The organism is Pseudomonas sp. PB103, from assembly GCF_009764635.1.
Lineage (GTDB): Bacteria > Pseudomonadota > Gammaproteobacteria > Pseudomonadales > Pseudomonadaceae > Aquipseudomonas.
Genome location: NZ_RWIL01000123.1, coordinates 80,460 through 106,765, shown reverse-complemented (window position 1 = coordinate 106,765; position 26,306 = coordinate 80,460). Strand labels below are relative to the sequence as shown.

General features: G+C 59.4%; 25 protein-coding genes and 1 riboswitch. Of the genes, 14 read left to right on the top strand and 11 right to left on the bottom strand.

Going from position 1 to position 26,306, the window contains the following annotated elements:
* Positions 1 to 98: 98 nt before the first annotated feature.
* Positions 99 to 944 carry a methylenetetrahydrofolate reductase [NAD(P)H] gene (gene metF, locus EJA70_RS22065; protein WP_008083100.1) on the bottom strand — a complete coding sequence of 282 codons (846 nt, stop codon included), beginning with the start codon at positions 942 to 944 and terminating at the stop codon, positions 99 to 101.
* A gap of 191 nt (positions 945 to 1,135) precedes the next feature.
* Positions 1,136 to 2,545 carry an adenosylhomocysteinase gene (gene ahcY, locus EJA70_RS22060; RefSeq protein ID WP_123593618.1) on the bottom strand — a complete coding sequence of 470 codons (1,410 nt, stop codon included), beginning with the start codon at positions 2,543 to 2,545 and terminating at the stop codon, positions 1,136 to 1,138.
* Between the two features lie 23 nt (positions 2,546 to 2,568).
* Positions 2,569 to 2,668: riboswitch (S-adenosyl-L-homocysteine riboswitch) on the bottom strand.
* A 190-nt stretch (positions 2,669 to 2,858) separates the two neighbouring features.
* On the opposite strand from ahcY, the gene EJA70_RS22055 reads away from it, so the two are divergent.
* The gene (locus tag EJA70_RS22055) at positions 2,859 to 3,266 is read left to right on the top strand and encodes an acyl-CoA thioesterase (RefSeq protein WP_016984776.1); all 408 of its coding nucleotides are present in this window, start codon (positions 2,859 to 2,861) and stop codon (positions 3,264 to 3,266) included.
* A 198-nt stretch (positions 3,267 to 3,464) separates the two neighbouring features.
* Complete coding sequence (locus tag EJA70_RS22050) at positions 3,465 to 4,346, top strand: formate/nitrite transporter family protein (RefSeq protein ID WP_158833502.1); 882 nt, start codon at positions 3,465 to 3,467, stop codon at positions 4,344 to 4,346.
* Here EJA70_RS22050 and EJA70_RS22045 read toward each other — a convergent pair.
* Entirely contained in the window at positions 4,322 to 5,218 is an 897-nt protein-coding gene (locus tag EJA70_RS22045; RefSeq protein ID WP_158833500.1) for a LysR substrate-binding domain-containing protein, read from the bottom strand. The two genes, EJA70_RS22050 and EJA70_RS22045, sit on opposite strands and share 25 nt — an antisense overlap.
* A 112-nt stretch (positions 5,219 to 5,330) precedes the next feature.
* Between EJA70_RS22045 and EJA70_RS22040 the strand changes: the two genes are divergently transcribed.
* Positions 5,331 to 5,747 (top strand): VOC family protein, encoded by a 417-nt coding sequence (locus tag EJA70_RS22040; RefSeq protein WP_158833597.1) that lies wholly within the window; start codon positions 5,331 to 5,333, stop codon positions 5,745 to 5,747.
* Positions 5,734 to 7,017, top strand: coding sequence for an amidase (locus tag EJA70_RS22035; protein ID WP_158833498.1), 1,284 nt, complete (start codon positions 5,734 to 5,736; stop codon positions 7,015 to 7,017). Before EJA70_RS22040 ends, EJA70_RS22035 begins: the two co-directional genes overlap by 14 nt.
* An 83-nt stretch (positions 7,018 to 7,100) precedes the next feature.
* Here the strand turns inward: EJA70_RS22035 and EJA70_RS22030 are convergent, their stop codons facing one another.
* Entirely contained in the window at positions 7,101 to 8,363 is a 1,263-nt protein-coding gene (locus EJA70_RS22030; RefSeq protein ID WP_158833496.1) for a sodium:proton antiporter, read from the bottom strand.
* 291 nt (positions 8,364 to 8,654) lie between these two features.
* Positions 8,655 to 9,824 (bottom strand): MFS transporter, encoded by a 1,170-nt coding sequence (locus EJA70_RS22025; RefSeq protein WP_158833494.1) that lies wholly within the window; start codon positions 9,822 to 9,824, stop codon positions 8,655 to 8,657.
* A gap of 314 nt (positions 9,825 to 10,138) precedes the next feature.
* Here EJA70_RS22025 and EJA70_RS22020 point away from each other — a divergent pair, with 314 nt between their 5' ends.
* Both EJA70_RS22020 and EJA70_RS22015 read left to right on the top strand, forming a co-directional pair.
* Positions 10,139 to 10,972 carry an EamA family transporter gene (locus EJA70_RS22020; RefSeq protein ID WP_158833492.1) on the top strand — a complete coding sequence of 278 codons (834 nt, stop codon included), beginning with the start codon at positions 10,139 to 10,141 and terminating at the stop codon, positions 10,970 to 10,972.
* 39 nt (positions 10,973 to 11,011) lie between these two features.
* A complete protein-coding gene (locus EJA70_RS22015) occupies positions 11,012 to 11,395 on the top strand; it encodes an MAPEG family protein (protein WP_158833490.1) in 384 nt (127 codons plus the stop codon).
* A 139-nt stretch (positions 11,396 to 11,534) separates the two neighbouring features.
* Here EJA70_RS22015 and EJA70_RS22010 read toward each other — a convergent pair whose 3' ends face one another.
* Positions 11,535 to 12,719, bottom strand: coding sequence for a murein transglycosylase A (locus EJA70_RS22010; protein WP_158833488.1), 1,185 nt, complete (start codon positions 12,717 to 12,719; stop codon positions 11,535 to 11,537).
* A 127-nt stretch (positions 12,720 to 12,846) separates the two neighbouring features.
* On the opposite strand from EJA70_RS22010, the gene EJA70_RS22005 reads away from it, so the two are divergent.
* Positions 12,847 to 13,296: a cytochrome c gene (locus tag EJA70_RS22005; RefSeq protein WP_158833486.1), complete on the top strand. Its 450-nt coding sequence runs from the start codon at positions 12,847 to 12,849 to the stop codon at positions 13,294 to 13,296.
* A gap of 167 nt (positions 13,297 to 13,463) precedes the next feature.
* On the opposite strand, the gene EJA70_RS22000 is transcribed toward EJA70_RS22005, so the two are convergent.
* The 4 genes from EJA70_RS22000 to EJA70_RS21985 all read right to left on the bottom strand — a co-directional run bounded on the left by EJA70_RS22000 (position 13,464) and on the right by EJA70_RS21985 (position 18,065).
* A complete protein-coding gene (locus EJA70_RS22000; protein WP_158833484.1) occupies positions 13,464 to 13,859 on the bottom strand; it encodes a DUF1090 domain-containing protein in 396 nt (131 codons plus the stop codon).
* A gap of 97 nt (positions 13,860 to 13,956) precedes the next feature.
* Positions 13,957 to 15,624, bottom strand: a complete 1,668-nt coding sequence (gene ligB, locus EJA70_RS21995; RefSeq protein ID WP_158833482.1) for an NAD-dependent DNA ligase LigB — start codon at positions 15,622 to 15,624, stop codon at positions 13,957 to 13,959.
* Between the two features lie 236 nt (positions 15,625 to 15,860).
* Complete coding sequence (metK, locus tag EJA70_RS21990) at positions 15,861 to 17,051, bottom strand: methionine adenosyltransferase (RefSeq protein WP_008081040.1); 1,191 nt, start codon at positions 17,049 to 17,051, stop codon at positions 15,861 to 15,863.
* An 18-nt stretch (positions 17,052 to 17,069) separates the two neighbouring features.
* The gene (locus tag EJA70_RS21985) at positions 17,070 to 18,065 is read right to left on the bottom strand and encodes a metalloregulator ArsR/SmtB family transcription factor (protein WP_158833480.1); all 996 of its coding nucleotides are present in this window, start codon (positions 18,063 to 18,065) and stop codon (positions 17,070 to 17,072) included.
* A gap of 258 nt (positions 18,066 to 18,323) precedes the next feature.
* Here EJA70_RS21985 and tkt point away from each other — a divergent pair, with 258 nt between their 5' ends.
* From tkt to EJA70_RS21950, 7 genes are all read left to right on the top strand, one after another.
* Positions 18,324 to 20,321, top strand: coding sequence for a transketolase (tkt, locus tag EJA70_RS21980; protein ID WP_158833478.1), 1,998 nt, complete (start codon positions 18,324 to 18,326; stop codon positions 20,319 to 20,321).
* A gap of 159 nt (positions 20,322 to 20,480) precedes the next feature.
* Entirely contained in the window at positions 20,481 to 21,533 is a 1,053-nt protein-coding gene (gene epd / locus EJA70_RS21975; protein WP_158833476.1) for an erythrose-4-phosphate dehydrogenase, read from the top strand.
* Positions 21,534 to 21,545: 12 nt separating this feature from the next.
* Positions 21,546 to 22,709, top strand: coding sequence for a phosphoglycerate kinase (locus EJA70_RS21970; protein ID WP_008081033.1), 1,164 nt, complete (start codon positions 21,546 to 21,548; stop codon positions 22,707 to 22,709).
* 34 nt (positions 22,710 to 22,743) lie between these two features.
* Positions 22,744 to 22,965 carry a hypothetical protein gene (locus EJA70_RS21965; RefSeq protein WP_007913756.1) on the top strand — a complete coding sequence of 74 codons (222 nt, stop codon included), beginning with the start codon at positions 22,744 to 22,746 and terminating at the stop codon, positions 22,963 to 22,965.
* Positions 22,966 to 23,022: 57 nt separating this feature from the next.
* Positions 23,023 to 23,355, top strand: a complete 333-nt coding sequence (locus EJA70_RS21960) for an MliC family protein (protein WP_008081029.1) — start codon at positions 23,023 to 23,025, stop codon at positions 23,353 to 23,355.
* Between the two features lie 245 nt (positions 23,356 to 23,600).
* Positions 23,601 to 24,665 carry a class II fructose-bisphosphate aldolase gene (fba, locus tag EJA70_RS21955; protein ID WP_007913760.1) on the top strand — a complete coding sequence of 355 codons (1,065 nt, stop codon included), beginning with the start codon at positions 23,601 to 23,603 and terminating at the stop codon, positions 24,663 to 24,665.
* Between the two features lie 396 nt (positions 24,666 to 25,061).
* Entirely contained in the window at positions 25,062 to 25,436 is a 375-nt protein-coding gene (locus tag EJA70_RS21950) for a DUF6124 family protein (protein ID WP_158833474.1), read from the top strand.
* A gap of 190 nt (positions 25,437 to 25,626) precedes the next feature.
* On the opposite strand, the gene EJA70_RS21945 is transcribed toward EJA70_RS21950, so the two are convergent.
* Positions 25,627 to 26,295, bottom strand: a complete 669-nt coding sequence (locus EJA70_RS21945; protein WP_158833472.1) for a polysaccharide lyase family 7 protein — start codon at positions 26,293 to 26,295, stop codon at positions 25,627 to 25,629.
* Positions 26,296 to 26,306: the final 11 nt, after the last annotated feature.

Genomic DNA, 26,306 nt, shown 5'->3' with positions numbered 1-26,306 from the left:
AAGCAAAAGATCGCAGCCTTCGGCAGCTCCTACAGGTGTAATTAATACCAATGTAGGAGCTGCCGAAGGCTGCGATCTTTTGATCTTGCTTCTAACGCTTAACGAGGCAACTTCAGGTTATTCCAGATCGCCAGGCTAGGCTCAGCCTGGTTCATGGAATAGAAGTGCAGCCCCGGTGCGCCGCCCTGCAACAGGCGCTCGCACATCTCGCTGACGACTTGCTCACCAAAGCGCTGAATGCTTTGCGTGTCATCGCCGTAGGCTTCCAGTTGCTTGCGAATCCAGCGCGGGATTTCCGCACCGCAGGCGTCGGAGAAGCGCGCGAGTTTGCTGTAGTTGGTGATCGGCATGATCCCCGGCACGATCGGCAGATCGACACCCTGCGCCTGCAAACGCTCGACAAAGTAGAAGTAGCTGTCGGCGTTGAAGAAGTACTGGGTGATCGCGCTGTCGGCACCGGCCTTGGCCTTGCGGATGAAGTTGGCCAGATCGTCTTCGTAGTTGCGCGCTTGCGGATGCATCTCCGGGTAAGCAGCCACTTCGATGTGGAAATGATCGCCGGTTTCTTCACGAATGAATTCCACCAGTTCATTGGCGTGACGCAGCTCACCGCTGGTCATGCCCATGCCGGACGGCAGGTCACCGCGCAGGGCAACGATGCGCTTGATGCCGGCAGCCTTGTACTCGTTCAGCAGGCCGCGCAGGTCGTCCTTGCTGTCGCCGACGCACGACAGGTGCGGTGCGGCCGGTACTTTTACTTCGCTTTCCAGTTGCAGAACGGTGTTGAGGGTGCGATCACGGGTCGAACCACCAGCGCCATAGGTGCAGGAGAAGAAGTCGGGGTTGTAAGTGGCCAACTGACGGGCAGTGGCGAGCAGTTTTTCATGCCCAGCATCGGTCTTGGTCGGGAAGAACTCGAAGCTGTAGCGACGGTCTTGGGACATGGAGGAAACCTCCAGCTACAAGCTGCAAGCTTCAAGCTGCAAGAGCAGCGGAGGTGCGCTGATCTCTTGTGCTAGTAGCCTGTAGCCTGACGCTGTTTTGAAATGATGGCAGAGCCTCAGGCTTCGCACGGCAAGTCCGGCTTTTGACCTTACTTGCCGCCTGAAGCTAGAAGCTCGCAGCTGCTCTTGTCTTAGTAGCGGTAAGCGTGCGGCTTGAACGGGCCTTCGACGGTGACGCCGATGTAGTCAGCCTGTTGCTTGGTCAGTTGAGTGACCACGCCGCCGAAGCCGCGAACCATTTCCAGAGCCACTTCTTCGTCGAGTTTCTTCGGCAGTACTTCAACGGTCAGGCGCTCGGCTTTCTGGGCTGGCGACAGGTCGGCGTACTTCTGGCCGAACAGGAAGATCTGCGCCAGAACCTGGTTGGCGAACGAACCGTCCATGATGCGGCTTGGGTGACCAGTGGCGTTACCCAGGTTAACCAGACGGCCTTCGGCCAGCAGGATCAGGTAGTCATCGTTCTGAGCGTCGAAAGCGCCAGCGCCGGTACGGTGGATCTTGTGTACTTGCGGCTTCACTTCTTCCCATGCCCAGTTCTTGCGCATGAAAGCGGTGTCGATTTCGTTGTCGAAGTGACCGATGTTGCAGACCACAGCGCGCTTCTTCAGGGCTTTGAGCATGTTCGCGTCGCAAACATTGACGTTACCGGTGGTGGTCACGATCAGGTCGATCTTGCCCAGCAGCGCTTTGTCGATGCTTGCTTCGGAACCGTCGTTGATACCGTCGATGAACGGCGAAACCAGTTCGAAACCGTCCATGCACGCTTGCATGGCGCAGATCGGGTCAACTTCGGAAACCTTGACGATCATGCCTTCCTGACGCAGGGACTGAGCCGAACCCTTGCCCACGTCACCGTAACCGATGACCAGCGCTTGCTTGCCGGACAGCAGGTGGTCGGTACCACGCTTGATCGCATCGTTCAGGCTGTGACGGCAGCCGTACTTGTTGTCGTTCTTGGACTTGGTCACCGAGTCGTTGACGTTGATGGCCGGGATTTTCAGCTCGCCTTTGGCCAGCATGTCCAGCAGGCGGTGTACGCCGGTGGTGGTTTCTTCGGTCACGCCGTGAACGCGATCCAGTACTTGTGGGTACTTGTCGTGCAGCAGCTGAGTCAGGTCGCCGCCGTCGTCGAGGATCATGTTGGCGTCCCATGGCGCGCCATCCTTCAGGATGGTTTGTTCCAGGCACCACTCGTACTCTTCTTCAGTCTCGCCTTTCCAGGCGAAAACCGGGATGCCGGCAGCAGCGATAGCGGCAGCAGCCTGATCCTGAGTCGAGAAAATGTTGCACGACGACCAACGTACTTCGGCACCCAGGGCAACCAGGGTTTCGATCAGCACGGCAGTCTGAATGGTCATGTGGATGCAGCCGAGGATCTTGGCGCCTTTCAACGGCTGTTCGCCGGAGTACTTGCGACGCAGACCCATCAGAGCTGGCATTTCCGATTCGGCGATGATGGTTTCGCGACGACCCCAGGCAGCCAGGGACATGTCGGCAACTTTGTAATCGTTAAAATCTGCAGGCGTGATAACAGCGCTCATGAAGAGCCTCCATTCGTAATGTATGCGAATGGGCGCCGTTGTGCGTTTAGTGTCCAGCCTAAGGCCGGTCAACGCCCCATCCGAGCCTGACAGGTTGAACCTGCTGCAGCGCCCCTCGGACAGGTGGCGGGAAAACGGTATCAATTGAAGATGACCGTTTTGAAACGGGGGCGATTATAGCTTTCTTTGAGCTGCGAGTGGCAAGCCGCAAGCGACAAGTAACAGCGGCTCGGCTTTTACTTGCAGCTTGTCGCTTGCAACTTGAAGCTGGGGGAGTAAACCTAATGCCCAAACACCTCGGAGTCCGTCCCCCATGAATTTCCACACCCGCAAATGGGTAAAACCCGAAGACCTTAACCCCAACGGCACCCTGTTCGGTGGCAGTCTGCTGCGCTGGATCGACGAGGAAGCGGCGATTTACGCCATCGTGCAGTTGGGCAATCAGCGCGTGGTGACCAAGTACATTTCCGAAATCAACTTCGTCAGCGCCTCGCGCCAGGGCGACATCATCGAACTGGGCATCACCGCCACCGAGTTCGGCCGCACCTCGATCACCCTGACCTGCGAAGTGCGCAACAAGATCACCCGCAAGAGCATTCTGACCGTCGAGAAAATGGTGTTTGTGAACCTCGGCGAAGACGGTTTGCCGGCACCGCACGGCCGCACCGAAATCAAATACGTCAAAGACCAGTTCCAGGAAGATGAATTAGTCACCAAATAACGCGACCCCTGTAGGAGCTGCCGCAGGCTGCGATCTTTTGACTTTGTTTTTGTAAAGCAAGATCAAAAGATCGTCCGATCGCGGCCCGAGCCTGCGGCAGCTCCTACAGGTCCGGCGGAGGATTTGCGTGGCGCTCACAGAACGTATTACAAGCCGCAAGGGTCGTAGCTAAACACCACCCCCCACGGTTCCCTCGCCATGACCACGCCCACTGACGGCAAGACCCCCGACCTCTCGGCCAAAGAGCAGCACGAAGTCGAGAAAAACCAGCCGCCCCGTGCGGCCGTCCTGCATGAAATCATCCGCACCCAAGGCGATCAGGAGCTGGAGCGCAGCATTGCCGCACTCTGGTGGTCGGCGCTCGCCGCCGGGCTGACCATGGGCCTGTCACTGATGGGCATGGGCTTGCTCAATTCACGCCTGCCCGAGGGCGACGAATTCAAGGTGATCGCCAGTTTCGGTTACTGCGCAGGCTTCCTCGCGGTGATCCTCGCCCGCCAGCAACTGTTCACCGAAAACACCCTGACCGCCGTGCTGCCGGTGATGACCAAACCGACGGTCCGCAACTTCGGCCGGCTGATCCGGCTGTGGACAGTGGTGTTGGTCGGCAACCTGTGTGGCACGATTCTGGTGGCATACGTGATGCTCGAACTGCCGATCTTCGACACCAAGACTGACCACGCCTTCCTCGAAATCGGCCGCAAGGTCATGGAAAACCACGCCAGCCAGATGTTCGCCAAAGGCATCGTTTCCGGCTGGATGATTGCCACCATGGTCTGGATGATCCCGTCCATGGAGAGCGCGAAGATGTGGATCATCATCCTCATCACCTACCTCATGGCGCTCGGCGATTTCACCCACATCGTCGTCGGTTCGGCCGAAGTGTCGTACCTGGTGTTTGCCGGCGAGTTGCCGTGGAGTGATTTCTGGATGGTCTTCGCCGGCCCCACGCTGGCGGGCAATATCATCGGCGGCAGCTTTATCTTCGCCCTGATCAGCCACGCGCAGATCCGCAGCGAGAGCGGCTCGGCGAAAGTCGATGGCCCTGAAGACGATCAAGGCGAGTCGAAGAAAGATTGATTGCGCTCAGGGGTGGCGGTTGAAAGCGCTTTGCACAAGGCGCTGATCATGTTCGGCCGATCGGTCTGGGCGGGGCTGATCAGCGCGATCTCACGGTCGTAGCGGTCAGTGCCAAGCGGGCTTACCGCACATTGCTGAGCCCATTGCTCAAAACCGGACCAATAGGGCACGAGGCTCACGCCCATGCCGCCCGTCACCAGCATGGCAATGGTCTCCAGCGCGTCGAGATCGACCAGCGGCGTCGGCGTCAGTCCATGCTCCGCCAGATAGTGCTCGGCGTGCCGCCCGCCCCATGCGTCAGGGTCGTAACGGATGTAGGGCTGGTTCATCAGTTGTGCGGGGATGCTCTGCGTGGACGTTTGCTTCGACAGAAACACCAGCGGCTCCTTGCGCAGGGACACCGCTTGCAGCGCTTTGGGCAACTCGAACGGCGGAACCACGAGGATCGCCGCATCCATTTCTCCCGAAAGAAGTGCTTGATACAACGACCGCGATGTTCCCGGCACGATCACCGGCGTCAGCCCCGGCGCCAACTCGGTCAGTGCGCGCAGTGCTCCCGGCAACAGCCCGGTCAGAACCGTGGAAATCGCGCCGATGCGCAACGGTCCCGTCAGCCCTGCGAGGTCCGCATCTCCCGCCAGTAACGCCACTTCGCGCACGATGCGTCTGGCCCTGGGCAGTAAATCGAGGCAGGCCTGACTCGGCTTGGCGGCGTGGCCGACGCGGGACAACAGCTCAAAGCCGAGTTGCCGTTCGAGGGCGAGAATACGCTGGCTGATCGCTGCGGCCGTCAAGCCTTCGACGCGCGCGGCATGGGCGATCGAGCCACATTCGACGACGGTGATCAGGCTTCTTAAATAGCGCGAGTCCATAAGAAATGCTTTTGATGACGGAAAGAATTACAGGCTATCTCTTTTGATGCCAACCGCACAGTCTTCAACTGTTGAGCTGTTTCTATCGTCCGGCGATCGTCAGGAGTTCTCTATGCAATCGATTTTTCATCTCGCGATGCACGTCCGTGATTTGCAGGTTACCCGCCAGTTCTACGGGGATTTATTGGGATGCGAAGAAGGGCGCAGCACCGACACTTGGGTCGATTTCAATTTTTTCGGGCATCAATTGTCGTTGCATCTGGGCGAGCCCTTTGCGGTGAGTAACACCGGCAAAGTCGGTGAGCACAACGTGCCGATGCCGCACCTGGGCGTGATCCTCGAAATGTCTGACTGGCACGTCTTGAAAGACCGCTTGATCGAAGCCCAAGTGGAATTTGTTCTGCCACCCAGCCTTCGTTTTGCCGGCGAGCCCGGTGAGCAGGCGACCATGTTTTTTCTGGACCCTGCCGGAAACCCGATCGAGATAAAGGGCTTCACTGATCTGCAGGGTATCTATGCACAATTTTAATCAGGCTGACGCCACTGCCATTTCGCACATGGTGCGTTCGGACATGGTGAGCGCAGAATCGGTCGCCGAGCATTTTCTCGATTGTGTCGAAGCCCAGGAGCACAGCGTACAAGCCTTTGTTGCGGTCGACCCGGATCAGGTACGCCGCCAGGCTCGCCAGATTAAAAACCGCAATACCAATGGCCTCCTTGCCGGTGTGCCGGTGGGGATCAAGGACATCTTCGACACCGCCGATCATCCCACGGGGTTTTACTCGCCGATCTATGCAGGCAATTGTCCTTCGCGTGATGCGCATGTCGTCGCGCTGTTGCGTCAGGCCGGCGCGGTGATCATGGGCAAGACCCACACCACCGAATTCGCGTACATGCACACCGGGCCGACGCGTAATCCGCATGATTTCGAGCGGACGCCGGGAAGCTCCAGTGCCGGCTCGGCAGCGGGGATGGCGGCCGGGTTTTTTCCGATCGCCTTGGGTACGCAGACCGCTGGATCGTTGATCAAACCGGCCTCGTATTGCGGACTGTATGCGTTCAAACCGACCTATGGGCTGGTTTCTCTGGAGGGGGTAAAACCGCTGGCGCCGAGCTTCGACACGGTGGGTTGGTATGGCCGCTCGGTGCGTGATCTGCACTTGATGGCTCAGGTCTTGATCCCTGGGTTGCCGGCGAGTGCTCATGAGCGGCAGTTGTGCACGTTCGGCTTCTGTCGCACCGCGCGCTGGGATCAGGTCGATGAGGACATCGCCAGATCGCTGGACGCTGCCGTTGAAGATCTGCGCCGGGCGGGCCATCAGGTGCGCGAGGTGGAGTTGCCCGAGGAGTTTGCGACGGTATTCGATGACCATTTGTTGATCAACGATTGCGAGGGCGCCCGATCGCTGGCCAAAGAACTGCAAGCGCAGCCTGAGCTACTCAGCGAAGAAGTGTTGGCGATGATCGAACGCGCCCGCCTGACGACGTGGGAACAGGAATCTGCGGCAAAGAAACGTTTGGCAGCATTGGCCGCTGTGCTGGAACCAATATTCAAACCGTTTGACGCCATGCTGGGGGCGAGCTGCGGCATCGTCGCCCCGTTGGGCCTTGGCGCGACCGGGCCTTCGGATTTCAGCAAATTCTGGATGGCGTTCGGTTTGCCTCAGATCAACATTCCGCTCGTGCGCAACGCCGGGGCGTTGCCTGCAGGTCTGCAAATGATTGGCGGTTTTCGAGACGACAGCATTCTTTTGCACGCGGCCGAGCAGGTGGATGCGGTGCTGAGAGCGTCCGGCTAACGGAAGAGATCGTATCGGGCGGGGAGGGTGTTGCGTGTACTCCGTCGCAGCGCAGATGCGCTGCGACGGAGCCCGGTCAAGTGTCAGTGCGCAGCATCGGCAGCGCTGGCGCCTTGTGGGGCAGTCACCCCACGGACAACCCGGCCAATGGTCAGGCCCTGCACCAGAATCGACGACAGCACGACGATGTAGGTGATGCTCAGCAACAAGTCACGTTCGGTGCCCAGCGGCAGCGACAGTGCCAGCGCCACCGAGACGCCACCGCGCAAACCACCCCACGTCAACACGCGGATGGTGCCGCGCGGCACCGTGCGCCAGCGGCGCAGCAGGACAATCGCCGGGGCCACGGTGAGCAGGCGCGACAACAGAATCGCCACCGCCAACAAACCTGCCGCCGCCAAGTGCAACCAGTTGAACGGCAGCAGCAACAGCTCCAGGCCGATCAGCGCAAACAGCAGTGCGTTGAGCATGTCATCGAGCAACTCCCAAAAACCGTCGAGGTATTTGCGGGTCATGTCGTTCATCGCCAGGTTGCGCCCCAGGTTACCGATGATCAGACCGGCTACCACCATCGCGATCGGTGCCGAAACGTGCAGTTCGCTGGCCATGGCCGAACCGCCGATCACCAGCGCAAGGGTCAGCATCACTTCGATCTGGTGCTGCTCGATGCTCTTGATCATCAGGTAGACCAGATAACCGATCAGCCCGCCGAACACGACGCCGCCAATGGCTTCGTGCGCGAACAGCAGGGCGGTGGCACCAACGGTCGGGGTTTCGCCAAGTTGGGCGATGCCCAGCAACACGGTGAACACCACCACCGCAGTGCCATCGTTGAACAGCGATTCGCCGACGATGGTAGTTTTCAGCGGTTTCGAAGCGTTGGCGGTTCGCAGTACGCCGAGCACCGCGATCGGGTCAGTCGGCGAAATCAGTGCGCCGAACAACAGGCAGTACAGGAAGCTCACGTGCCAGCCGAACAGGGCAAAGATGTAATAGGCGAGGCTGCCGATCACCGCCGTGGCGATCAGGACACCGAAGGTCGCCAGCAGGCCGATGGGCCAGCGGTAGCTGCGCAAGTCGTTGAGGTTCACGTGCAAGGCGCCGGCGAACAACAGGAACGACAGCATCCAGTTCATCAGCAGATCGCCGAAGTCGATCTGGCCGATCAGTTGCTGCACGCGTTCTTCGAGGCCGGGGTAGCCGAGCACGCTGAGGCCTTGCAGCAGCAGGGAAAACATCAACGCGGTAACCATCACGCCGATGGTCGGCGGCAGGCCGATGAAGCGGAAGTTGACGAAGGTGAGGAGGGTGGTCAAACAGATGAAAGCGGCGACGAGTTCAAGCATCCGGGGTCCTTTGGATGAGGGGGGGGAAAGATAGCGCACCGAATCTTTGGTGCAGGTGTTGGATGGGTTGAGTCAGGATCGGGACACAGTTGATTGTGTGATGAGATCAAGAGCCCCCTCACCCCAGCCCTCTCCCTTAGCGAGAGGGGGAAAGGGAGCAGATCTTCAAGTCTTTCAGGGCCTGAGTTCGGCTCGAAATTTCAGGTCGATGTAACTCGAACATTCAACACAGTCAGTCCCCTCTCCCTCTGGGAGAGGGTTAGGGTGAGGGCGCTTCCTGGCACAACACGATTAGCCGGACACATTGACCGCAGTCGCGCTACGACGTTGCAGGTAGATGAAGAACAACGCCGTCAGTACCGTCAACACACCGACCACGGCACCCGTCCAAGGCAAGTCGGCCAGATCTGCGCCGCTGGCAACCACCAACCCGCCGATCCATGCACCCGCCGCGTTGCCGAGATTGAACGCACTCTGGTTCAGCGTCGAGCCCAGATTCGGTGCTTCATGCGCCTGATCGATGATCAGCAGTTGCAGGATCGGGCACAGCGCGAAGGCAAAAATCCCCCACAGCACCAGGGTGATCGCTGCCGGTACCACCGAGCGGCTGGTCTGGCTGAACGCCGCCAGAATCACCACCACCGCCAAGGCCACACCGACCAGCGAAGGCAACAAACGGCTATCGGCCAAACGTCCGCCGAGCATGCTGCCGCCGGTCAAACCGACACCGAACAGCAGCAACATCACGGTCACACCGTGCGGGCTGACGCCAGTGATGTCCTGCAGGATCGGCGCGATATAAGTGAACACGCTGAACAGACTGGTCGAGGCCAGCACACTCATGCCCAACGCCAGCAGCACATTGACCTTGCCCAGCACTTTGAATTCGCTGGCGAGGTTGGCCTTGTCCATGGGGATGTGTTTCGGCAGCCACAACCATTGTGCGAGGGCAGCGATGACACCGATAACCGACACCGCCCAGAAGGTCGAACGCCAGCCTGCGTACTGGCCGAGCGCTGTGCCCAATGGCACGCCGAGCACGTTGGCCAGGGTCAGCCCGGTGAACATCATCGCAATCGCCTGAGCGCGTTTGTTCGGCGCCACCAGCCCGGCGGCGACCACCGAACCGATGCCGAAAAATGCGCCATGGCACAGCGCCGTCACCACCCGCGCGGCCATCAGCGTTGCGTAGTTGGGGGCGAGGGCGCAGAGGATGTTGCCGAGGATGAACATCAGCGTCATGCCCAGCAATGTCGCTTTGCGTGGCATGTTGGCCGTGCCGATCGCCAGGATCGGTGCGCCGAATACCACGCCCAGCGCGTAACCGGTGATCAGCAGGCCGGCATGCGGAATGCTCACGGCGAGGTCGCGGGCAACGTCGGGCAGCAGACCCATGATGACGAATTCAGTGGTGCCGATGCCGAACGCGGCAACAGCGAGTGCAAGCAAGGCGAGTGGCATGCGCAAGGTCTCTGTCGTTAGTCTTGACGCGTTGATCAGGCATACGCAGGCCGACGACCGATCTCGAAGAGCGTCGGTGCAGGCAGGAATTATTGAAATTTTTCTGTGCGCAACTGAGTGCGGCGTGGTCGCTTGCAGTATAAACAGCTGCTGACACATCGCGAATCAATAATCTGACTATTCGAATTATCGATTTTCACTGTAGGAGCTGCCGAAGGCTGCGATCTTTTGATCTTGTTGTTGAAAATCAGAATCAAAAGATCGCTGCCTCCGGCAGCTCCTACACGGGGACTCATAAAAATAAGGGGTGAAGGGTGCTGGCGACGGGTTTGGTATTGATGGCGGCGCTGTTGCATGCGACGTGGAATACGTTGATCAAGTTCAGTGCCGAACGGCTTTTGGTGGTGGCGTGCATGGACACCGTGGCGCTGCTGGTTGTGGCCATTGCGTTTCCATTTGTGAGCTTGCCGCCGATGGAAATCTGGCCATGGATTCTGGCTTCAGCGGCGTTTGAATTGCTCTACCGCTATCTGCTGATCCAGGCCTATCGGGTCGGCGATCTGGGGCTGGTTTATCCACTGATGCGTGGGCTGTCGCCGCTGGTGGTGCTGGCGCTGACCTTGATCTTCGCCGGTGAAGTGCTCACCACGCAGCAGATCTTCGGGATCATGCTGATCCCGTTCGGCATGGCGTGCCTGCTGTGGCAGGGCGGCGGTGGCAAACACTTGCCGTGGTCGATGCTGCCGGTGGTGGCGCTGATCGGCCTGTGCATCGGTTGCTACACCTACATCGATGGCCAGGCGCTGCGGCGCTGGTCGCATCCGCTGGATTATCTGGTCTGGGTCACGTTGCTCAGTGCCTGGCCGTTTCCGCTGCTGGCATGGGTCGCCAAGCGTCCGGCGTTCATGCAGTTCTGGCGTGAGCAATGGAAGCTGGGCTTGGCGGTGGGCTTCTGCGTATTGGCCAGCTACGCTCTGGTGCTATGGGCGATGCAGTTGGGCTCGATTGCGGAGGCGGCAGCGTTGCGCGAGATCAGCGTGATCCTGGTGGTGCTGTTCGGCATGCGCTACCTCAAAGAACCTTTTGGCCGGCCACGGCTCTTAGCCTGTGGGTTGGTGCTGATCGGCATGCTGGTGATGAAGTTCTGACCGCTCGCGAATTCTAAAACTCGAAAGAAGGACGGCGTTATGACGGTGGCTCTGTGGTGTGTGTTGATCGCGATTTTCCTGCCGTATATCTGCACAGGGGTGGCCAAGGCCGTGGGCGGCTACCGCCTGAGTGACAACCATGATCCGCGCGACTTTCTCGAAAGCCTCAACGGTGTCGCAAGGCGCGCGCATGCGGCGCAGATGAACAGCTTTGAAGTGACGCCGGCGTTTGGTGCGGCGGTAATTGTCGCGCACCTGGTGGGCACGGCGGAGCTGGTGACGGTGAATGTACTGGCGGTGCTGTTTATCACCAGTCGCCTGCTGTACATCATTTGCTACCTGGCGGACTGGGCGATCCTGCGTTCGCTGGTGTGGTTTGTGGGGATGGGGTTGATTGCTTCGTTCTTCTTTGTGTCTGTTTGATTATCAGTGTTGCTGATGGCCTCATCGCGGGCAAGCCCGCTCCCACAGGTTTTTTTGGTGTACACAAAATGTGTGGTCACCATCAATTACTGTGGGAGCGGGCTTGCCCGCGATGGCGATTGATCAGGCAACAAACATCTCAGGATTTGTCCTTGGGTGTATCAGCCACCTGCGGCACTTGCGGCAGCGCCGCGCCTTTTGGCCAGAGCATCCAGATCTGCCCTTGCTGTTTCATGTCCCCGGCCAGTTGCCCGGCCGCGTCACCCGTGCCCCAGAACAGATCCGCACGCACTTCGCCGGCAATCGCGCCGCCGGTATCCTGCGCCGCCACCGGGCGCACCAGTGCCGTACCATCCGGGCGTGTGGTCGACAGCCACAACAGACTGCCCAACGGAATCACCTTGCGATCCACTGCTGCGCTGTAGCCGGCAGTCAGCGGCACGTTCAGCGAACCGCGCGGGCCTTCGTTGCTGTCCGGGTTGCGGGTGAAGAACACATAACTGGGGTTGCTGCCGAGCAGCTCCGGGATGCGCGCCGGGTTGGCCTTGGCCCAGTTGCTGATCGCGCTCATGGTCACGTCTTCTTTCTTCAACTCGCCTTGCTCGACCAGCCAGCGGCCGATCGGCCGGTACGGATGGCCGTTCTGATCGGCGTAGGCGATGCGCAGCTGTTTGCCGTCCTCGGTCTGAATCCGCCCGGAACCCTGGATCTGCAGAAATTGCAGGTTCATCGGATCGGTCAGGTAGGCAACCACGGGGGCTTTGATGCCTTTCGATTCAATGGTCGCGGCATCGTCGTAAGGCTTGAGCACGCGGCCTTCAAGACGTCCGCGCAGGCGCTTGCCTTTCAGTTCCGGATAGATGCTGTCGAGCGAGACAATGATCATGTCTTCGGGCACGCCATACACCGGCACATTGGCCACCGTAGTGGGGGTCAGGCTGCCGGGGTAGACCGGCTCGTAATAGCCGGTAATCAAGCCGTTGGGGTTGTCGTTTTCGGCGCGCAGGCCGTAAACGTCGAGATTCTGTTTGAGGAACGCGCGAATCTCGTTGGCGCTCTGCGGCACATTGGCGGCGGCTGCGCAGGTGGTGCCCCATACCGCATCAGCCTTGAGTCGTGTGCAGGCGCTGCGCCACGAACCGAAACCGGCGACCAGATCGCTGTCGGACACCGCCGGCAGTGCTTCCCAGCTAGCGCTGGAGTAAGTGGCCAGGGCGTGGGTTTTCGGCTTGGCGTTGTCGCCACCGGTGCAGCCGGCAAGCATTGCCAGCAGCGCAAGGGTCGGGATCAGCGGGTGACGCCAGGCCGGGGAACGGCTGTTCATGGAGTAATTCCTGTGCCGGTTGCCCGAATGCTCCATGCGTTCAGACAACCCTTAATTTTAATAGGGCTATTGGTGTTTGTCGGTGACGCGGGGATACTGGCCGCCGATTCCGTGACCTGAAGCCACCATGACTCTTAAAAGAATTGCTGTTGTATTGCTGGCCTGTCTGACCTTGTCCGCCTGCGGCGGTGTCGATCCGAACTCTCCACTGGGTCAGCGCAAGGCAATCTTCAAACAGATGCTCAAAACCGGCGAAGACCTCGGTGGCATGTTGCGCGGACGCATTCCGTTCGACGGGCCGAAGTTCGCCGAAGGTGCGGTGAAACTCGACGCGTTGTCCCATGAACCGTGGAAGCACTTCCCGCAGGTTCGCGAAGAAGATCACACCAGCGCCAAGGACGATGTCTGGCAGAAACAGGCACAGTTTCAGGACATGGCCCGCCAGCTGGAAACAGCCACCGGTGAATTGGTGATCGCCAGCCAGATTCAGCCGTACAAGGCCAGCAACCTCGGGCCTGCGGTGCAGAAAGTCGAAGATGCCTGCAGCGCTTGCCATAAACAGTTTCGCGATCATTGATCTTCAAGACTGCTGAGTAACCCTGTGGCGAGGGGATTTATCCCCGATCGGCGGCGTAGCTGTCGCAAATCCATTCAACCAGGTATGCCTGTTACAGCTGAGCTGAATGGACTTGGGGCCGCTTCGCAGCCCATCGGGGATAAATCCCCTCGCCACAAGGGCATCAATTACTTGTCGATTTCGTCCAGTGCGTCCTGCAGTTCTTTACGTGACTCGGCGAGTTTGTCTTTGCGTTTGTTGATCTTTTCCGGATCGCCTTTCTTCATCGCCTTGTCCAGATCCGCCTGGCGCTGGCTCACTTCGTGTTTGGCCTCAAGCACTTTGTTTTCGCGCTCTTTCTTCAGGCCGGCGTCGGTGCAGTGTTCGGTCACTTCGCTCAGGGCTTTTTCCAGGCCAGCCTGCTGATCGGCATTGCCGCGCGATTTGGCCTGTTCGATCTGGTTGATGATGCCCTGCTTCTTGGCCGCGCAGCCAGTCAGGCCCGGGGCGTCTTCGTCGGCCATGACAGGGGCGGCAAGCATGCCGCAGAAGGTCAGCATGGCCAGCGGTGCGAGAAATTTCATAAAAGCTCCATGTGCAAAGGCGTTCGGGTCGGGTAGGCACTGCGCTGTTGGAGCGCCTCGGCGACCGTTGGGTTCCCGGCGGGCCGGGATTGCGTATTCAGAAACCGTCGATTCCGGCGGCCTGTAAGGTTTCGCTCAAGGCTAGCACCTGCGGGTCGCGAAAGAATGCGCTCAATTGCGCCGCGCGACCGGGGCCGATACCGGCTTCTGCTTGCCATTGTTCGGTATCACGTTGTGCCAGCGCCTGCCATGAGTCAGCCAGTTGTGCCTGACCGGTCGGCGGCAAGCCCAATGCTTTGAGCCATCGTGCAAACGGCTGTTGTCGGGCGCTGTGGAAACTGTGCATCAGGCGCACGCTGCTGCGTTCGCCGAAGCCGGCAATGTTAGCAAGCTCTCGGGCATCGAGGGTCAGCCAATCCAGCAGGTTGTTCAGACGGCCTGTTTCCAAAAGTTTCTCCCAGGTGCCACGACCGACATGTTGCAGGGCCAGGCCTTGCTTGCCACTGAGCCAGGTCAAACGGGCGAGAAACTGGCTTTCGCAGCCAGGCGTGGGTTGCCAGCAACTCAGGGTGTGAAAGTCGTCGGCGCGGGGGATGTTGAGGTCTGTGCGTGCGGTGGCGCGCAGCACCACACTGTCGAGCCGTGGAATGGTCAGGCCGGCGAGGCTGATTGCCACTTGATCACCGGGGCGAATATCCAGCTCTTGCCAGCGTTTGAAGGAGCCGGCGCTGACCCGTTTGATCTCACGGTCATCGAGCGTGACGGATTTGAGTTCGAGTACTGGCGTGATGCGCCCGGTTCGACCGACTTTGAAGTTGACCCTGCGTACTTCAGCCAACGCCTGGGCAAACGGATATTTCCAGGCAATTGCCCAATAAGGCGCGCGAGCCTGCCAGCGCTCGGCAGGTGGACGCTGACTCTGACGCAACACCACGCCGTCCGTGGCGAAGGGCAGGGGCGAGCGATACCAGTGATCGCGCCATTTCTGTGCGGCAGCAAAGTCGGTGACGGGATGGCTGTAGGGTTCAACTGTGGCGAAACCCAGTTTTGTCAGCGCGGCGATTCGCTCGGGCAATTGCGCTGGGCCCTGAGGCCAGTCCCAGACAAACAGTCCAATTCCGGCGGCTTGTTCGGCCTCCAGATTTTTGCGTCCCATCAGGCCGGCGACGGTGGCGCGAGCGTTAACACTCCCGGATTGGGCTTGCACGTGCTCGTTCAGCTGCCAGTAGAGTTCGCCCTGCACGAGCAGATCCAACGGTTGTGTGAGGCGTTGCGGGATGGCTTTGATGTTGCGCGCCGACGTCGTCCAGTCCTGACCACTAACCCCATCCCCGCGACTGATTGCCTGCTGCAAAACGCCCTCGCGATAAATCAGCGTCACCGCGACGCCATCGACTTTAGGTTGTATCCAGACATCCTTGCGCTCGCGTAGCCAGGTTTCTACGGCCTCGGCTTTGTGGATTTTATCCAGACCGGTGTGGGCGATGGGGTGCGCGATTGAGCCTGAAGCTGTACGCAAAGGATCGGTTGGCGAGGACAGTTTGAAACACGCTCGCCATTCGTTCAGTTGCGCAAGGGATTGGTCGTAGAGTTCATCGGCAATCAGTGAGCGGCCTTCGCGGTGGTAGGCGTCGTCCCATTGGTTGATCTGGTTTTGCAGGACGGTGATTTCGCGCTGGGCTTGAGGGGGCGCCCAGTCCGGGCATTGAGAGGCGTAGCCAGTCAGGCTTAGGAGGTGCAGCAAAACAAACAAAAACCAATGCATCGTGAGCGTCCTTGCTCATGGGGGTTTTTGAAGGTTAGTCAGGATTTTGAGCGAGGTCGGACGGGTGTTTATCGGGTTGTTTCAACGTCGGAAGATCAAAAGATCGCAGCCTTCGGCAGCTCCTACATTGATCAGGGTAGGAGCTGCCGGAGGCTGCGATCTTTTGATCTTCAAGGCATAAAAAAGCCCCGCACGGCGCGAACCGTGCGGGGCTTTTGGGTACTGCCGGGGAAATATTACAGACCAGCAGCAGCGCGCAGGGCGTCGGCGCGGTCGGTTTTTTCCCAGGTGAACGTGGTGAAGGTGTCTTCGCCAACAGTCTTGGTCTCTGGCGTGCGACCGAAGTGGCCGTACGCTGCAGTTTCCTGGTACATCGGGTGCAGCAGGTCGAGCATGGTGGTGATTGCGTATGGACGCAGGTCGAACACTTCACGGACCAGTTTGACGATCTTGTCATCGCTGATCTTGCCGGTGCCGAAGGTGTTCAGCGAGATCGAAGTAGGCTGAGCCACGCCGATCGCGTAGGACACCTGAATCTCGCAACGCTCGGCCAGGCCGGCCGCGACGATGTTCTTGGCAACGTAACGGCCAGCGTAGGCAGCCGAACGGTCAACCTTCGATGGATCTTTACCGGAGAACGCGCCGCCGCCGTGACGGGCCATGCCGCCGTAGCTGTCGACGATGATCTTGCGACCGGTCAGACCGCAGTCACCTACCGGGCCGCCAATGATGAACTGGCCGGTCGGGTTGATGTGGAACTGGGTGTCTTTGCTCAGCAGTTCGGCAGGCAGTACGTGCTTGACGATCAGCTCCATCACGCCTTCGCGCAGGTCTTTGTACGACACTTCAGGGTTGTGCTGGGTCGACAGAACAACCGCGTCGATGCCGACAACCTTGCCGCCTTCGTAACGGCAAGTCACTTGCGACTTGGCGTCTGGACGCAGCCAAGGCAGCAGACCCGATTTACGGGCTTCAGCCTGGCGCTGCACCAACTGGTGCGAGAAGGTGATCGGTGCAGGCATCAGCACGTCGGTTTCGTTGCTGGCGTAGCCGAACATCAGGCCCTGGTCGCCGGCGCCCTGATCTTCAGGCTTGGCACGGTCAACACCCTGGTTGATGTCTGGGGACTGCTTGCCGATGATGTTCATCACGCCGCAGGTCGCGCCGTCGAAGCCGACGTCGGAGCTGTTGTAGCCGATGTCGAGAATCACGTTACGCACGATCTCTTCCAGATCGACCCAGGCGCTGGTGGTGACTTCACCGGCAACGATGGCCACGCCAGTCTTGACCAGAGTTTCCACGGCAACGCGTGCGTGTTTGTCCTGGGTAATGATGGCGTCCAGCACCGCATCGGAAATCTGGTCGGCGATTTTGTCCGGATGCCCTTCGGACACGGACTCGGAGGTGAAGAGGGAGTATTCGCTCATCTCGATGTTTTCCTGAATTTACCGATGGTGAGTGTCGCCAGTCGGTCGCTGAAAATGGCGAACCTGGATCTGGAAACCATTACGTAAGCCTACATAGAGGCTTTCCCCGGGAACGAGTCCCGCAGCGGTGGCCCAACGGGCCAAATCGTCCTGTTCAAACCCCAACCACAGATCACCGCAGGCCTCCCTGGCCCAACTCTGGTTGTGGCTACATAACTCTGTCACGAGCAGGCTACCGCCCGGTTGCAGCAGGTCGGCCATGTGCTTGAGCGCATCGGCCGGCGCGGCGAAATGGTGCAACACCATATTCAGTACAACGCAATCGGCCTGAAGGCTTGTGCCGTTCAATGCATCGGCCAATTGCAGGCTGACGTTAGCCAGCTGTTCACGTTCGCAAACCTGACGCGCCAGTTCGAGCATCGCCGGGCTGTTGTCCAGCGCGGTGACGGCGTGGAAGCGACGCGCCAGTTCCGGCAGAAAAGCACCATCGCCGGGGCCGACTTCAATGGCCGTGGCCGCACCATTGAAGTTCAGTTTGTCGAGCAGGGCCAGCACGCTGTCGCGGTACTGCGGCAGGCCTGCGATCAAATCTTGCTGGGCGCGAAATTTCTCCGCGACCCGGGCGAAAAAGTCCTGACTGGCCGCCGCACGTTGGCCGTGCACCTGTTCAATGCGCGTCTGCACATCGTCAGGCAGCGTCAGGTTGTCGACTTCTTCTAACAATGCTGCGTGCAACTTGCCGCCCAACAGTTCGGTGTGGGGCAGGGCGCGGCGATAGAAAATCGCGTTGCCTTCTCGGCGTGTCGCCACCAAGTCGGCCTGCGCCAACACTTTAAGGTGATGACTCATGCCGGATTGACCGATGCCGAAAATCTGCGCCAGCTCCAATACGCCGAACGAATCGTTGGCTAGCGCGCGCAATACATTCAGCCGCAGCGGATCGCCGCCGGCCTTGCACAGGGCCGCCAGCTCGTCGCAATCGTCATGGCGAATGGAAGGCACGCGTAAATTCATAGGGCCGCAGTCTAGTGACGGGGGGAATTCATCGCAAGGTCAATATCAAAAAGTTTTGATATTGCTCGATAAATGGCACTTCTCACGAGACGGTTAACTCTACAAACGAGTAGCGGAAAGGTTTCACCAACAGAAAGCGCCGCTATCCATTGGAAAAACGCCCCTCGATGACTATCTGTCATTGCCCCGAGGCGCTCCGGTGAGGGAAAATGCCCTCCTTTTTTCCGTTTCGACTTACCAGAACCCAGGAGATCAGCGATGCCTAGCCGTCGTGAGCGTGCCAACGCCATTCGTGCCCTCAGCATGGATGCCGTGCAAAAAGCCAACAGCGGCCATCCCGGTGCCCCTATGGGTATGGCAGATATCGCCGAAGTGCTTTGGCGCGACTACCTCAAGCACAACCCGAGCAATCCATCGTTCGCCGACCGTGACCGCTTCGTGCTGTCCAACGGCCACGGCTCGATGTTGATCTACTCGCTGCTGCACCTGACCGGTTACGACCTGTCGATCGACGACCTCAAGCAGTTCCGTCAATTGCACAGCCGCACCCCTGGCCACCCGGAATTCGGTTACACCCCGGGCGTTGAAACCACCACCGGCCCGCTGGGTCAGGGGCTGGCTAACGCCGTCGGTTTCGCTCTGGCAGAAAAAGTTCTGGCAGCGCAGTTCAACCGCCCGAACCACAACATCGTTGACCACCACACCTACGTATTCCTCGGTGATGGCTGCATGATGGAAGGCATTTCCCACGAAGTCGCTTCCCTGGCCGGTACCTTGGGTCTGGGCAAGCTGATCGCCTTCTACGATGACAACGGCATCTCCATCGACGGCGAAGTCGAAGGCTGGTTCACCGATGACACCCCGAAGCGTTTCGAAGCCTACAACTGGCAAGTGATCCGCAACGTTGACGGTCACGACCCGGAAGAGATCAAGACCGCCATCGAGACCGCGCGCAAGAGCCCGCTGCCGACGCTGATCTGCTGCAAGACCACCATCGGTTTCGGTTCGCCGAACAAGCAGGGCAAAGAAGACTGCCACGGCGCCCCACTGGGTGATGCGGAAATCGCTCTGACCCGCAAGGCACTGAACTGGAACTACGGCCCGTTCGAAATCCCGGCCGACATCTATGCCGAGTGGGATGCCAAGGAAAAAGGTCGCGCGGCCGAAGCCGAGTGGGATCAGCGTTTCGCTGCTTACTCCGCTGCGTTCCCGACCGAAGCCAACGAACTGATCCGCCGCTTGAGCGGTGAACTGCCGGCTGACTTCTCCGAAAAAGCTTCGGCTTACATCGCTGAAGTTGCGGCCAAAGGCGAAACCATCGCCAGCCGTAAAGCCAGCCAGAACACCCTGAACGCCTTCGGCCCGCTGCTGCCGGAACTGCTTGGCGGCTCCGCTGACCTCGCCGGTTCCAACCTGACCCTGTGGAAAGGTTGCAAAGGCGTCAGCGCTGAAGACGCCAGCGGCAACTACATGTACTACGGCGTGCGCGAATTCGGCATGACCGCAATCATGAACGGCGTGACCCTGCACGGCGGCCTGGTGCCTTACGGCGCGACCTTCCTGATGTTCATGGAATACGCCCGCAACGCCGTGCGCATGTCGGCGCTGATGAAGAAGCAAGTGATCCACGTCTACACCCACGACTCCATCGGTCTGGGCGAAGACGGCCCGACGCACCAGCCGATCGAGCAACTGACCAGCCTGCGTACCACACCGAACCTCGACACCTGGCGTCCAGCCGATGCCGTTGAATCGGCCGTGGCCTGGAAAAACGCTCTGGAGCGCAAGGACGGCCCATCGGCGCTGATCTTCTCGCGTCAGAACCTGCAACACCAGGAACGCGATGCCGGCCAGATCGCCGACATCAGCCGTGGCGGTTATGTACTGAAGGACTGCGCAGGCGAGCCTGAGCTGATCCTGATTTCGACCGGTTCGGAAGTGGGTCTGGCGGTTCAGGCTTACGACAAGCTGACCGAGCAGGGCCGCAAGGTGCGCGTGGTTTCGATGCCTTGCACCAGCGTGTTCGATGCTCAGGACGCGGGCTACAAGCAAGCCGTTCTGCCGTTGCAAGTCAGCGCACGTATCGCCATCGAAGCGGCACACGCCGACTTCTGGTTCAAGTACGTGGGTCTGGAAGGTCGCGTGATCGGCATGACCACTTACGGCGAATCGGCTCCGGCTTCGGCACTGTTCGAAGAGTTCGGCTTCACCCTGGAAAACATCCTGGGTCAGGCTGAAGAACTGCTGGAAGACTAAGCAGTACGAATGCGGTGGCCCCAGCCACCGCATTCCCCTGTAGGAGCTGCCGAAGGCTGCGATCTTTTGATCTTGATCTTAAAAAACAGGATCAAAAGATCGCAGCCTCCGGCAGCTCCTACATGGGGTTGTGTTGTAGCGAATACTATCGAGAACCCCATGCCTCAACCGCGTCCTTACAAAGTTGCACTCAACGGCTACGGCCGGATTGGTCGTTGCGTCTTGCGTGCGTTGTTTGAGCGAGGCGAGAAAGCCGGGTTTGAAATTGTCGCGATCAACGACCTGGCCGACATGGCCAGCATCGAATACCTGACACGCTTCGACTCCACCCACGGCCGTTTTCCGGGCGAAGTGCGAGTAGACGGCGATTGTCTGCATATTAATGGCGACTGCGTGAAGGTCCTGCGCAGTGCCACCCCCGAAGGCATCGATTGGGCGTCGCTGGGCGTCGATCTGGTGCTGGAATGCTCCGGTGCCTACAACACCCGTGAAGACGGCCAGCGCTTTCTCAATGCCGGCGCGCCGCGCGTATTGTTCTCGCAGCCGATGGCCAGCGAGGCGGATGTCGACGCCACCATCGTTTACGGCGTCAATCAGGATTGCCTGACTGGCGACGAACTGCTGGTCTCCAATGCCTCCTGCACCACCAACTGCGGTGTGCCGCTGTTGCGTTTGCTCGACAAGGCCATCGGCCTTGATTACGTGTCGATCACCACCATTCACTCGGCGATGAACGATCAGCCAGTGATCGACGCTTATCACCACGAAGACCTGCGCCGCACGCGTTCGGCGTTCCAGTCGGTGATCCCGGTGTCCACTGGTCTGGCTCGCGGGATCGAGCGTCTGCTGCCGGAACTTGCCGGGCGAATTCAAGCCAAAGCCGTACGCGTGCCGACGGTCAACGTGTCCTGCCTCGACATCACGATGCAGACCGCCACCGCGACCGACGCCAATGAGGTCAACCGGATCCTGCGCGAGGCCGCCACCACTGGCCCGCTCAAAGGCCTGCTGGCGTATACCGAGTTGCCGCACGCCAGCTGTGATTTCAACCATGACCCACATTCGGCCATCGTCGATGCCAGTCAGACCCGTGTTTCCGGCCCCAAGCTGGTGAACATCCTGGCCTGGTTCGACAACGAATGGGGTTTTGCCAACCGAATGCTGGACGTTGCAGAACACTATCTGCAAACAGCAACTTCAAAAAAACCGTAGGAAGTGCGACCCATGACCGTGTTGAAGATGTCCGACCTCGATCTGCAAGGTAAGCGCGTATTGATCCGCGAAGACCTCAACGTCCCAGTCAAGGACGGTGTTGTCACCAGCGACGCGCGTATCCTGGCTTCGCTGCCGACCATCAAGCTGGCCCTGGAAAAAGGCGCGGCCGTGATGGTCTGCTCGCACCTTGGCCGTCCGACCGAAGGCGAGTTCTCCGCCGAGAACAGCCTCAAGCCTGTCGCTGACTACTTGAGCAAAGCGCTGGGCCGTGAAGTGCCGCTGGTGGCTGATTACCTGGGCGGCGTTGACGTCAAGGCTGGCGACATCGTGCTGTTCGAAAACGTGCGCTTCAACAAAGGCGAGAAAAAGAACGCTGACGAACTGGCCCAGCAATACGCCGCCCTGTGCGACGTGTTCGTGATGGACGCTTTCGGCACCGCTCACCGCGCCGAAGGTTCGACCCACGGCGTGGCCAAGTTCGCCAAAGTCGCCGCCGCTGGTCCACTGCTGGCCGCTGAGCTGGACGCACTGGGCAAAGCGCTGGGCGCGCCGGCTCAGCCGATGGCGGCCATCGTTGCCGGCTCCAAGGTGTCGACCAAACTTGACGTGCTGAACAGCCTGAGCCAGATCTGCAATCAACTGATCGTCGGCGGTGGCATCGCCAACACCTTCCTCGCTGCGGCCGGTCACCCGGTTGGCAAATCGCTGTACGAACCGGATCTGCTCGACACCGCACGCGCCATCGCTGCCAAAGTCAGTGTGCCGCTGCCGGTTGACGTAGTGGTTGCCAAAGAATTCGCTGAAACCGCTGAAGCTACCGTCAAGCTGATCGCTGACGTCGCTGCTGACGACATGATTCTGGACATCGGCCCGCAAACCGCAGCCAACTTCGCTGAACTGCTGAAATCGTCGAAAACCATTCTGTGGAACGGCCCGGTCGGTGTGTTTGAATTCGACCAGTTCGGCAACGGTACCAAAGTGCTGGCCCAAGCCATCGCGGAAAGCTCGGCGTTCTCTATCGCTGGCGGTGGCGACACCCTGGCCGCCATCGATAAATATGGCGTGGCTGAGCAAATCTCCTACATTTCCACCGGTGGTGGCGCGTTCCTCGAATTCGTCGAGGGCAAAGTGCTGCCAGCCGTTGAAGTCCTGGAAAGCCGGGCCAAGGCCTGAGGCCGCCCGTTTGGCCAGGCAAAGGAGTGTTTACATGGTCAAGTCGTTAGCGCTGTTGTTGCTGACCGGTACGCTGGCGGCCTGCGGGAGTAACCCGAAGGCCGAAGCGACGCCGGCACCGAGCGAGTCGCAGAAGGGCTGTTATCAGGCCGACTGGCAGGCCGAAACCAACCCGGTGCTGAACAAGCGCTCGGGGCCGGACGGTCTGGACAAATACGAGACGCAAACCCCGGCCAAGGAACATGGTTGTCCTTGACGGGTCTGACTCTTTAACTCAGGGCTGGCGGCGTGCGCCGTCAGTCGAGGAACACGGATGAAAGGCTTGATCGCCATTGCGGCGTTGGCATTGTTGGGCGGTTGCGCGCAGTTGAACCTGTTCCAGTCGTCTGCCCCGGCGGATAACTGGACGACCTGGACCTGCGACAGCCAGGCCAAAGTGCTGTGGCGTTACGCCGACGCCGGCCAGAAGGAAGTCGACGTTCGACTGGGTGGCGGCGATCAGGTCTATCGCCTGAAAGAAGAGCCGGGCGCCTCGGGCACGCTGTACAGCGACGGCATGCTGGCGTTTCACGTCAAGGGAGAGGAAGGCCTAGTGTACTGGGTCGCCACCAATGACCTGATCGGCCGCGGCTGCAAAGCCGAGTAATTGCAACACCCGTAGGAGCAGAGCTTGCTCGCGAAAGCGCTGGTTCAGCTTGCATCAACAGTGAATGTGCCAGCGCATTCGCGAGCAAGCTTCGCTCCTACAAGGGTTCTGCGCAGTTCAGAAGAATTTGCTTTATCGAATCACCAGACCGGGCCTCAACCCCCGATCTGCAATCACTTGAATAGCCGCCGCCGCTCCGGCAGGCTGGCACGATTAACGACCCTCAACCGGGAGAGACACACACAATGGCACTTATCAGCATGCGCCAGATGTTGGACCACGCAGCCGAATTCGGCTACGGCGTTCCAGCCTTCAACGTCAACAACCTTGAGCAGATGCGCGCCATCATGGAAGCCGCTGACAAGACTGACTCCCCGGTGATCGTTCAGGCTTCGGCCGGCGCTCGCAAATACGCCGGCGCGCCATTCCTGCGTCACCTGATCCTGGCCGCGATCGAAGAATTCCCGCACATCCCGGTGTGCATGCACCAGGACCACGGCACCAGCCCTGACGTCTGCCAGCGTTCGATCCAACTGGGCTTCAGCTCGGTGATGATGGACGGCTCGCTGGGCGAAGACGGCAAGACCCCGACCGACTACGACTACAACGTCCGCGTTACCCAACAAACCGTGGCCATGGCTCACGCCTGCGGCGTTTCGGTAGAAGGCGAGCTGGGCTGCCTGGGTTCGCTGGAAACCGGCATGGCCGGTGAAGAAGACGGCATCGGCGCTGAAGGCGTTCTGGATCACAGCCAAATGCTGACCGACCCGGAAGAAGCCGCTGACTTCGTTAAACGCACCCAGGTCGACGCCCTGGCCATCGCCATCGGCACCAGCCACGGCGCCTACAAGTTCACCAAGCCACCAACCGGTGACGTGCTGGCCATCGACCGTATCAAGGAAATCCACAAACGCATCCCGAACACCCACCTGGTGATGCACGGTTCGTCCTCGGTGCCACAAGAGTGGCTGGCGATCATCAACCAGTACGGCGGCGACATCAAAGAAACCTACGGCGTACCGGTTGAAGAAATCGTCGAAGGCATCAAGTACGGCGTACGTAAGGTCAACATTGACACCGACCTGCGTCTGGCATCCACCGGCGCAATGCGTCGCCTGATGGCCACCAACCCTAGCGAATTCGACCCACGTAAATTCTTCGGCGCGACTGTGACTGCGATGCGTGACGTGTGTATCGCTCGCTATGAAGCGTTCGGTACTGCTGGTAACGCTTCGAAGATCAAACCGATCTCGCTGGAAGCGATGTATCAGCGTTATCTGAAGGGGGAGTTGAACGCCAAGGTTAACTAAGCCTGAGCTTTCAATAGCATTATGAAAAACCCGCCGAGAGGCGGGTTTTTTGTTGGCGGGTTGTAGGCAAAGTGCTTGTCCTACAGATATTGGCGTTCGGAGTGATTATTCCGACAGCTCGCGTCGGTTGTCCGTCGGAAGTAGGATGGATAGGCTCTGGGGATCGCTGAATTCAGCGATCGGACGTCGCAGTCCGTTCAGCTCACTTGGTGCATAATCGCCACCCCAAACCGTAACGCTTCGGTGTTTGTGTTTGGTCGATGGTGGCTGTGCGCGGAATACCCTCGGGTATGCCGGATTTCCAAGTGATCCGGTCTGCGACCCCGCGTACAGCTGCCTCCATCCGTCGCGTCGCAGCGATCAGTGGCAGCTCAATGCATCACTTGGAGTTTCACGATGATCAAACCAACACCCAATCCGCCCGAAGGCGATTGCACATCCCCGTACGAATCTCTCGATTCCAGAAAGCTCCACGACGCTGCCGAGCGTGCGCTCGATCATTACCTCAAACCGAACGTCACCGCCCTGAGATTCCACAAGCCCAGCACCATGTTTCAGGTTGCTCCTGACATGGATAACGAAAGCCTGTTGGCCCATGCATGTGAATCGCTGGCCTCGGCGAGCATCATGACCAGTGATATTGCGGCGTATGTCGATAGCCCGCAGCGGCATACGATTCTGGCGATTCAGCAGATCATCATGCTGGCAGAGCTGGCGGTAAATCGCGTTCTGGATAATGTGGAAGTGGCGCAGTCTGTAATACCCAGCTGACCCCCTGTAGGAGTGAGCCTGCTCGCGATTGCGGTGGATCAGTCAGCACTGATGCTGGATGTTGGTCCGTCATCGCGAGCAGGCTCACTCCTACAGTTGGATCGGATGTGAACCTTAGGAAATTAGGTGACTTTGAGGCCGTCATCGTTGGCAAGCCAACTCCCACAGGGTTTGGGGGGCCTCGGCGAAGTTATTTATCGTGATCGATGTCGAGTTTGGAGAAGGTCACCTGGCCGCCTTCACTGGTGTATCCGGTGTTGTCCTGCACATAAACCCCGGCTTTGAAGTACAGCGGCTTCACCCGCCAAGTCGCGCTGATCTGTGAATCCCACTGATAACCCGCCGCGCTGATGCCGAGTGCGCCGCCGGGGCTCAAGTGAATGAGGTAGTTGAATTCGCGATCCAGTTTGATCCCGGTCGCCAAGGTGATAACGCGGCTTTCATCCTCGTCCGGGTGCATGCGGACTTTGATCACCAGGTTGCCGGTCTCGGTTTTGGTCTTGTATTGGTATTCGAGTTTAACCATCGGCTTCTGGCTTTCGTAGGCGTGAATCTGGCCGATGACGATTTTCCCGGAGCTGGGCACTTTGTTGACCGTGACGGTCGCGCGCAACAAGTTGTCGGCGTCGGGGTAGTACCAATTGCGCAGGGTGCCGTTGCTGTAGGTCTCGCGCAGTTCAGTGCGCGGATAAATGGCGTTTTCGGTTTTTGACCCGGTAACCGGTGACCAGAAGAACAAGGTGCCGGTGTCGGAATGGAAGTACTGATCCTTGAAGCCTTTTACCAGCTTCGAGGTTTCAACGGTGTATGGCGGGCTGCCGACGGGAACGCTGAGGTTCCAGGTTGCGAGATCAATCATGTCGGTTGTTC

Excerpts from the sequence above, each read along its gene's own strand:
- metF (WP_008083100.1), bottom strand. The coding sequence starts at position 944 with ATGTCCCAAGACCGTCGCTACAGCTTCGAGTTCTTCCCGACCAAGACC.
- ahcY (WP_123593618.1), bottom strand. The coding sequence starts at position 2,545 with ATGAGCGCTGTTATCACGCCTGCAGATTTTAACGATTACAAAGTTGCC.
- EJA70_RS22055 (WP_016984776.1), top strand. The coding sequence starts at position 2,859 with ATGAATTTCCACACCCGCAAATGGGTAAAACCCGAAGACCTTAACCCC.
- EJA70_RS22050 (WP_158833502.1), top strand. The coding sequence starts at position 3,465 with ATGACCACGCCCACTGACGGCAAGACCCCCGACCTCTCGGCCAAAGAG.
- EJA70_RS22045 (WP_158833500.1), bottom strand. The coding sequence starts at position 5,218 with ATGGACTCGCGCTATTTAAGAAGCCTGATCACCGTCGTCGAATGTGGC.
- EJA70_RS22040 (WP_158833597.1), top strand. The coding sequence starts at position 5,331 with ATGCAATCGATTTTTCATCTCGCGATGCACGTCCGTGATTTGCAGGTT.
- EJA70_RS22035 (WP_158833498.1), top strand. The coding sequence starts at position 5,734 with ATGCACAATTTTAATCAGGCTGACGCCACTGCCATTTCGCACATGGTG.
- EJA70_RS22030 (WP_158833496.1), bottom strand. The coding sequence starts at position 8,363 with ATGCTTGAACTCGTCGCCGCTTTCATCTGTTTGACCACCCTCCTCACC.
- EJA70_RS22025 (WP_158833494.1), bottom strand. The coding sequence starts at position 9,824 with ATGCCACTCGCCTTGCTTGCACTCGCTGTTGCCGCGTTCGGCATCGGC.
- EJA70_RS22015 (WP_158833490.1), top strand. The coding sequence starts at position 11,012 with ATGACGGTGGCTCTGTGGTGTGTGTTGATCGCGATTTTCCTGCCGTAT.
- EJA70_RS22010 (WP_158833488.1), bottom strand. The coding sequence starts at position 12,719 with ATGAACAGCCGTTCCCCGGCCTGGCGTCACCCGCTGATCCCGACCCTT.
- EJA70_RS22005 (WP_158833486.1), top strand. The coding sequence starts at position 12,847 with ATGACTCTTAAAAGAATTGCTGTTGTATTGCTGGCCTGTCTGACCTTG.
- EJA70_RS22000 (WP_158833484.1), bottom strand. The coding sequence starts at position 13,859 with ATGAAATTTCTCGCACCGCTGGCCATGCTGACCTTCTGCGGCATGCTT.
- ligB (WP_158833482.1), bottom strand. The coding sequence starts at position 15,624 with ATGCATTGGTTTTTGTTTGTTTTGCTGCACCTCCTAAGCCTGACTGGC.
- metK (WP_008081040.1), bottom strand. The coding sequence starts at position 17,051 with ATGAGCGAATACTCCCTCTTCACCTCCGAGTCCGTGTCCGAAGGGCAT.
- EJA70_RS21985 (WP_158833480.1), bottom strand. The coding sequence starts at position 18,065 with ATGAATTTACGCGTGCCTTCCATTCGCCATGACGATTGCGACGAGCTG.
- tkt (WP_158833478.1), top strand. The coding sequence starts at position 18,324 with ATGCCTAGCCGTCGTGAGCGTGCCAACGCCATTCGTGCCCTCAGCATG.
- epd (WP_158833476.1), top strand. The coding sequence starts at position 20,481 with ATGCCTCAACCGCGTCCTTACAAAGTTGCACTCAACGGCTACGGCCGG.
- EJA70_RS21970 (WP_008081033.1), top strand. The coding sequence starts at position 21,546 with ATGACCGTGTTGAAGATGTCCGACCTCGATCTGCAAGGTAAGCGCGTA.
- EJA70_RS21965 (WP_007913756.1), top strand. The coding sequence starts at position 22,744 with ATGGTCAAGTCGTTAGCGCTGTTGTTGCTGACCGGTACGCTGGCGGCC.
- EJA70_RS21960 (WP_008081029.1), top strand. The coding sequence starts at position 23,023 with ATGAAAGGCTTGATCGCCATTGCGGCGTTGGCATTGTTGGGCGGTTGC.
- fba (WP_007913760.1), top strand. The coding sequence starts at position 23,601 with ATGGCACTTATCAGCATGCGCCAGATGTTGGACCACGCAGCCGAATTC.
- EJA70_RS21950 (WP_158833474.1), top strand. The coding sequence starts at position 25,062 with ATGATCAAACCAACACCCAATCCGCCCGAAGGCGATTGCACATCCCCG.
- EJA70_RS21945 (WP_158833472.1), bottom strand. The coding sequence starts at position 26,295 with ATGATTGATCTCGCAACCTGGAACCTCAGCGTTCCCGTCGGCAGCCCG.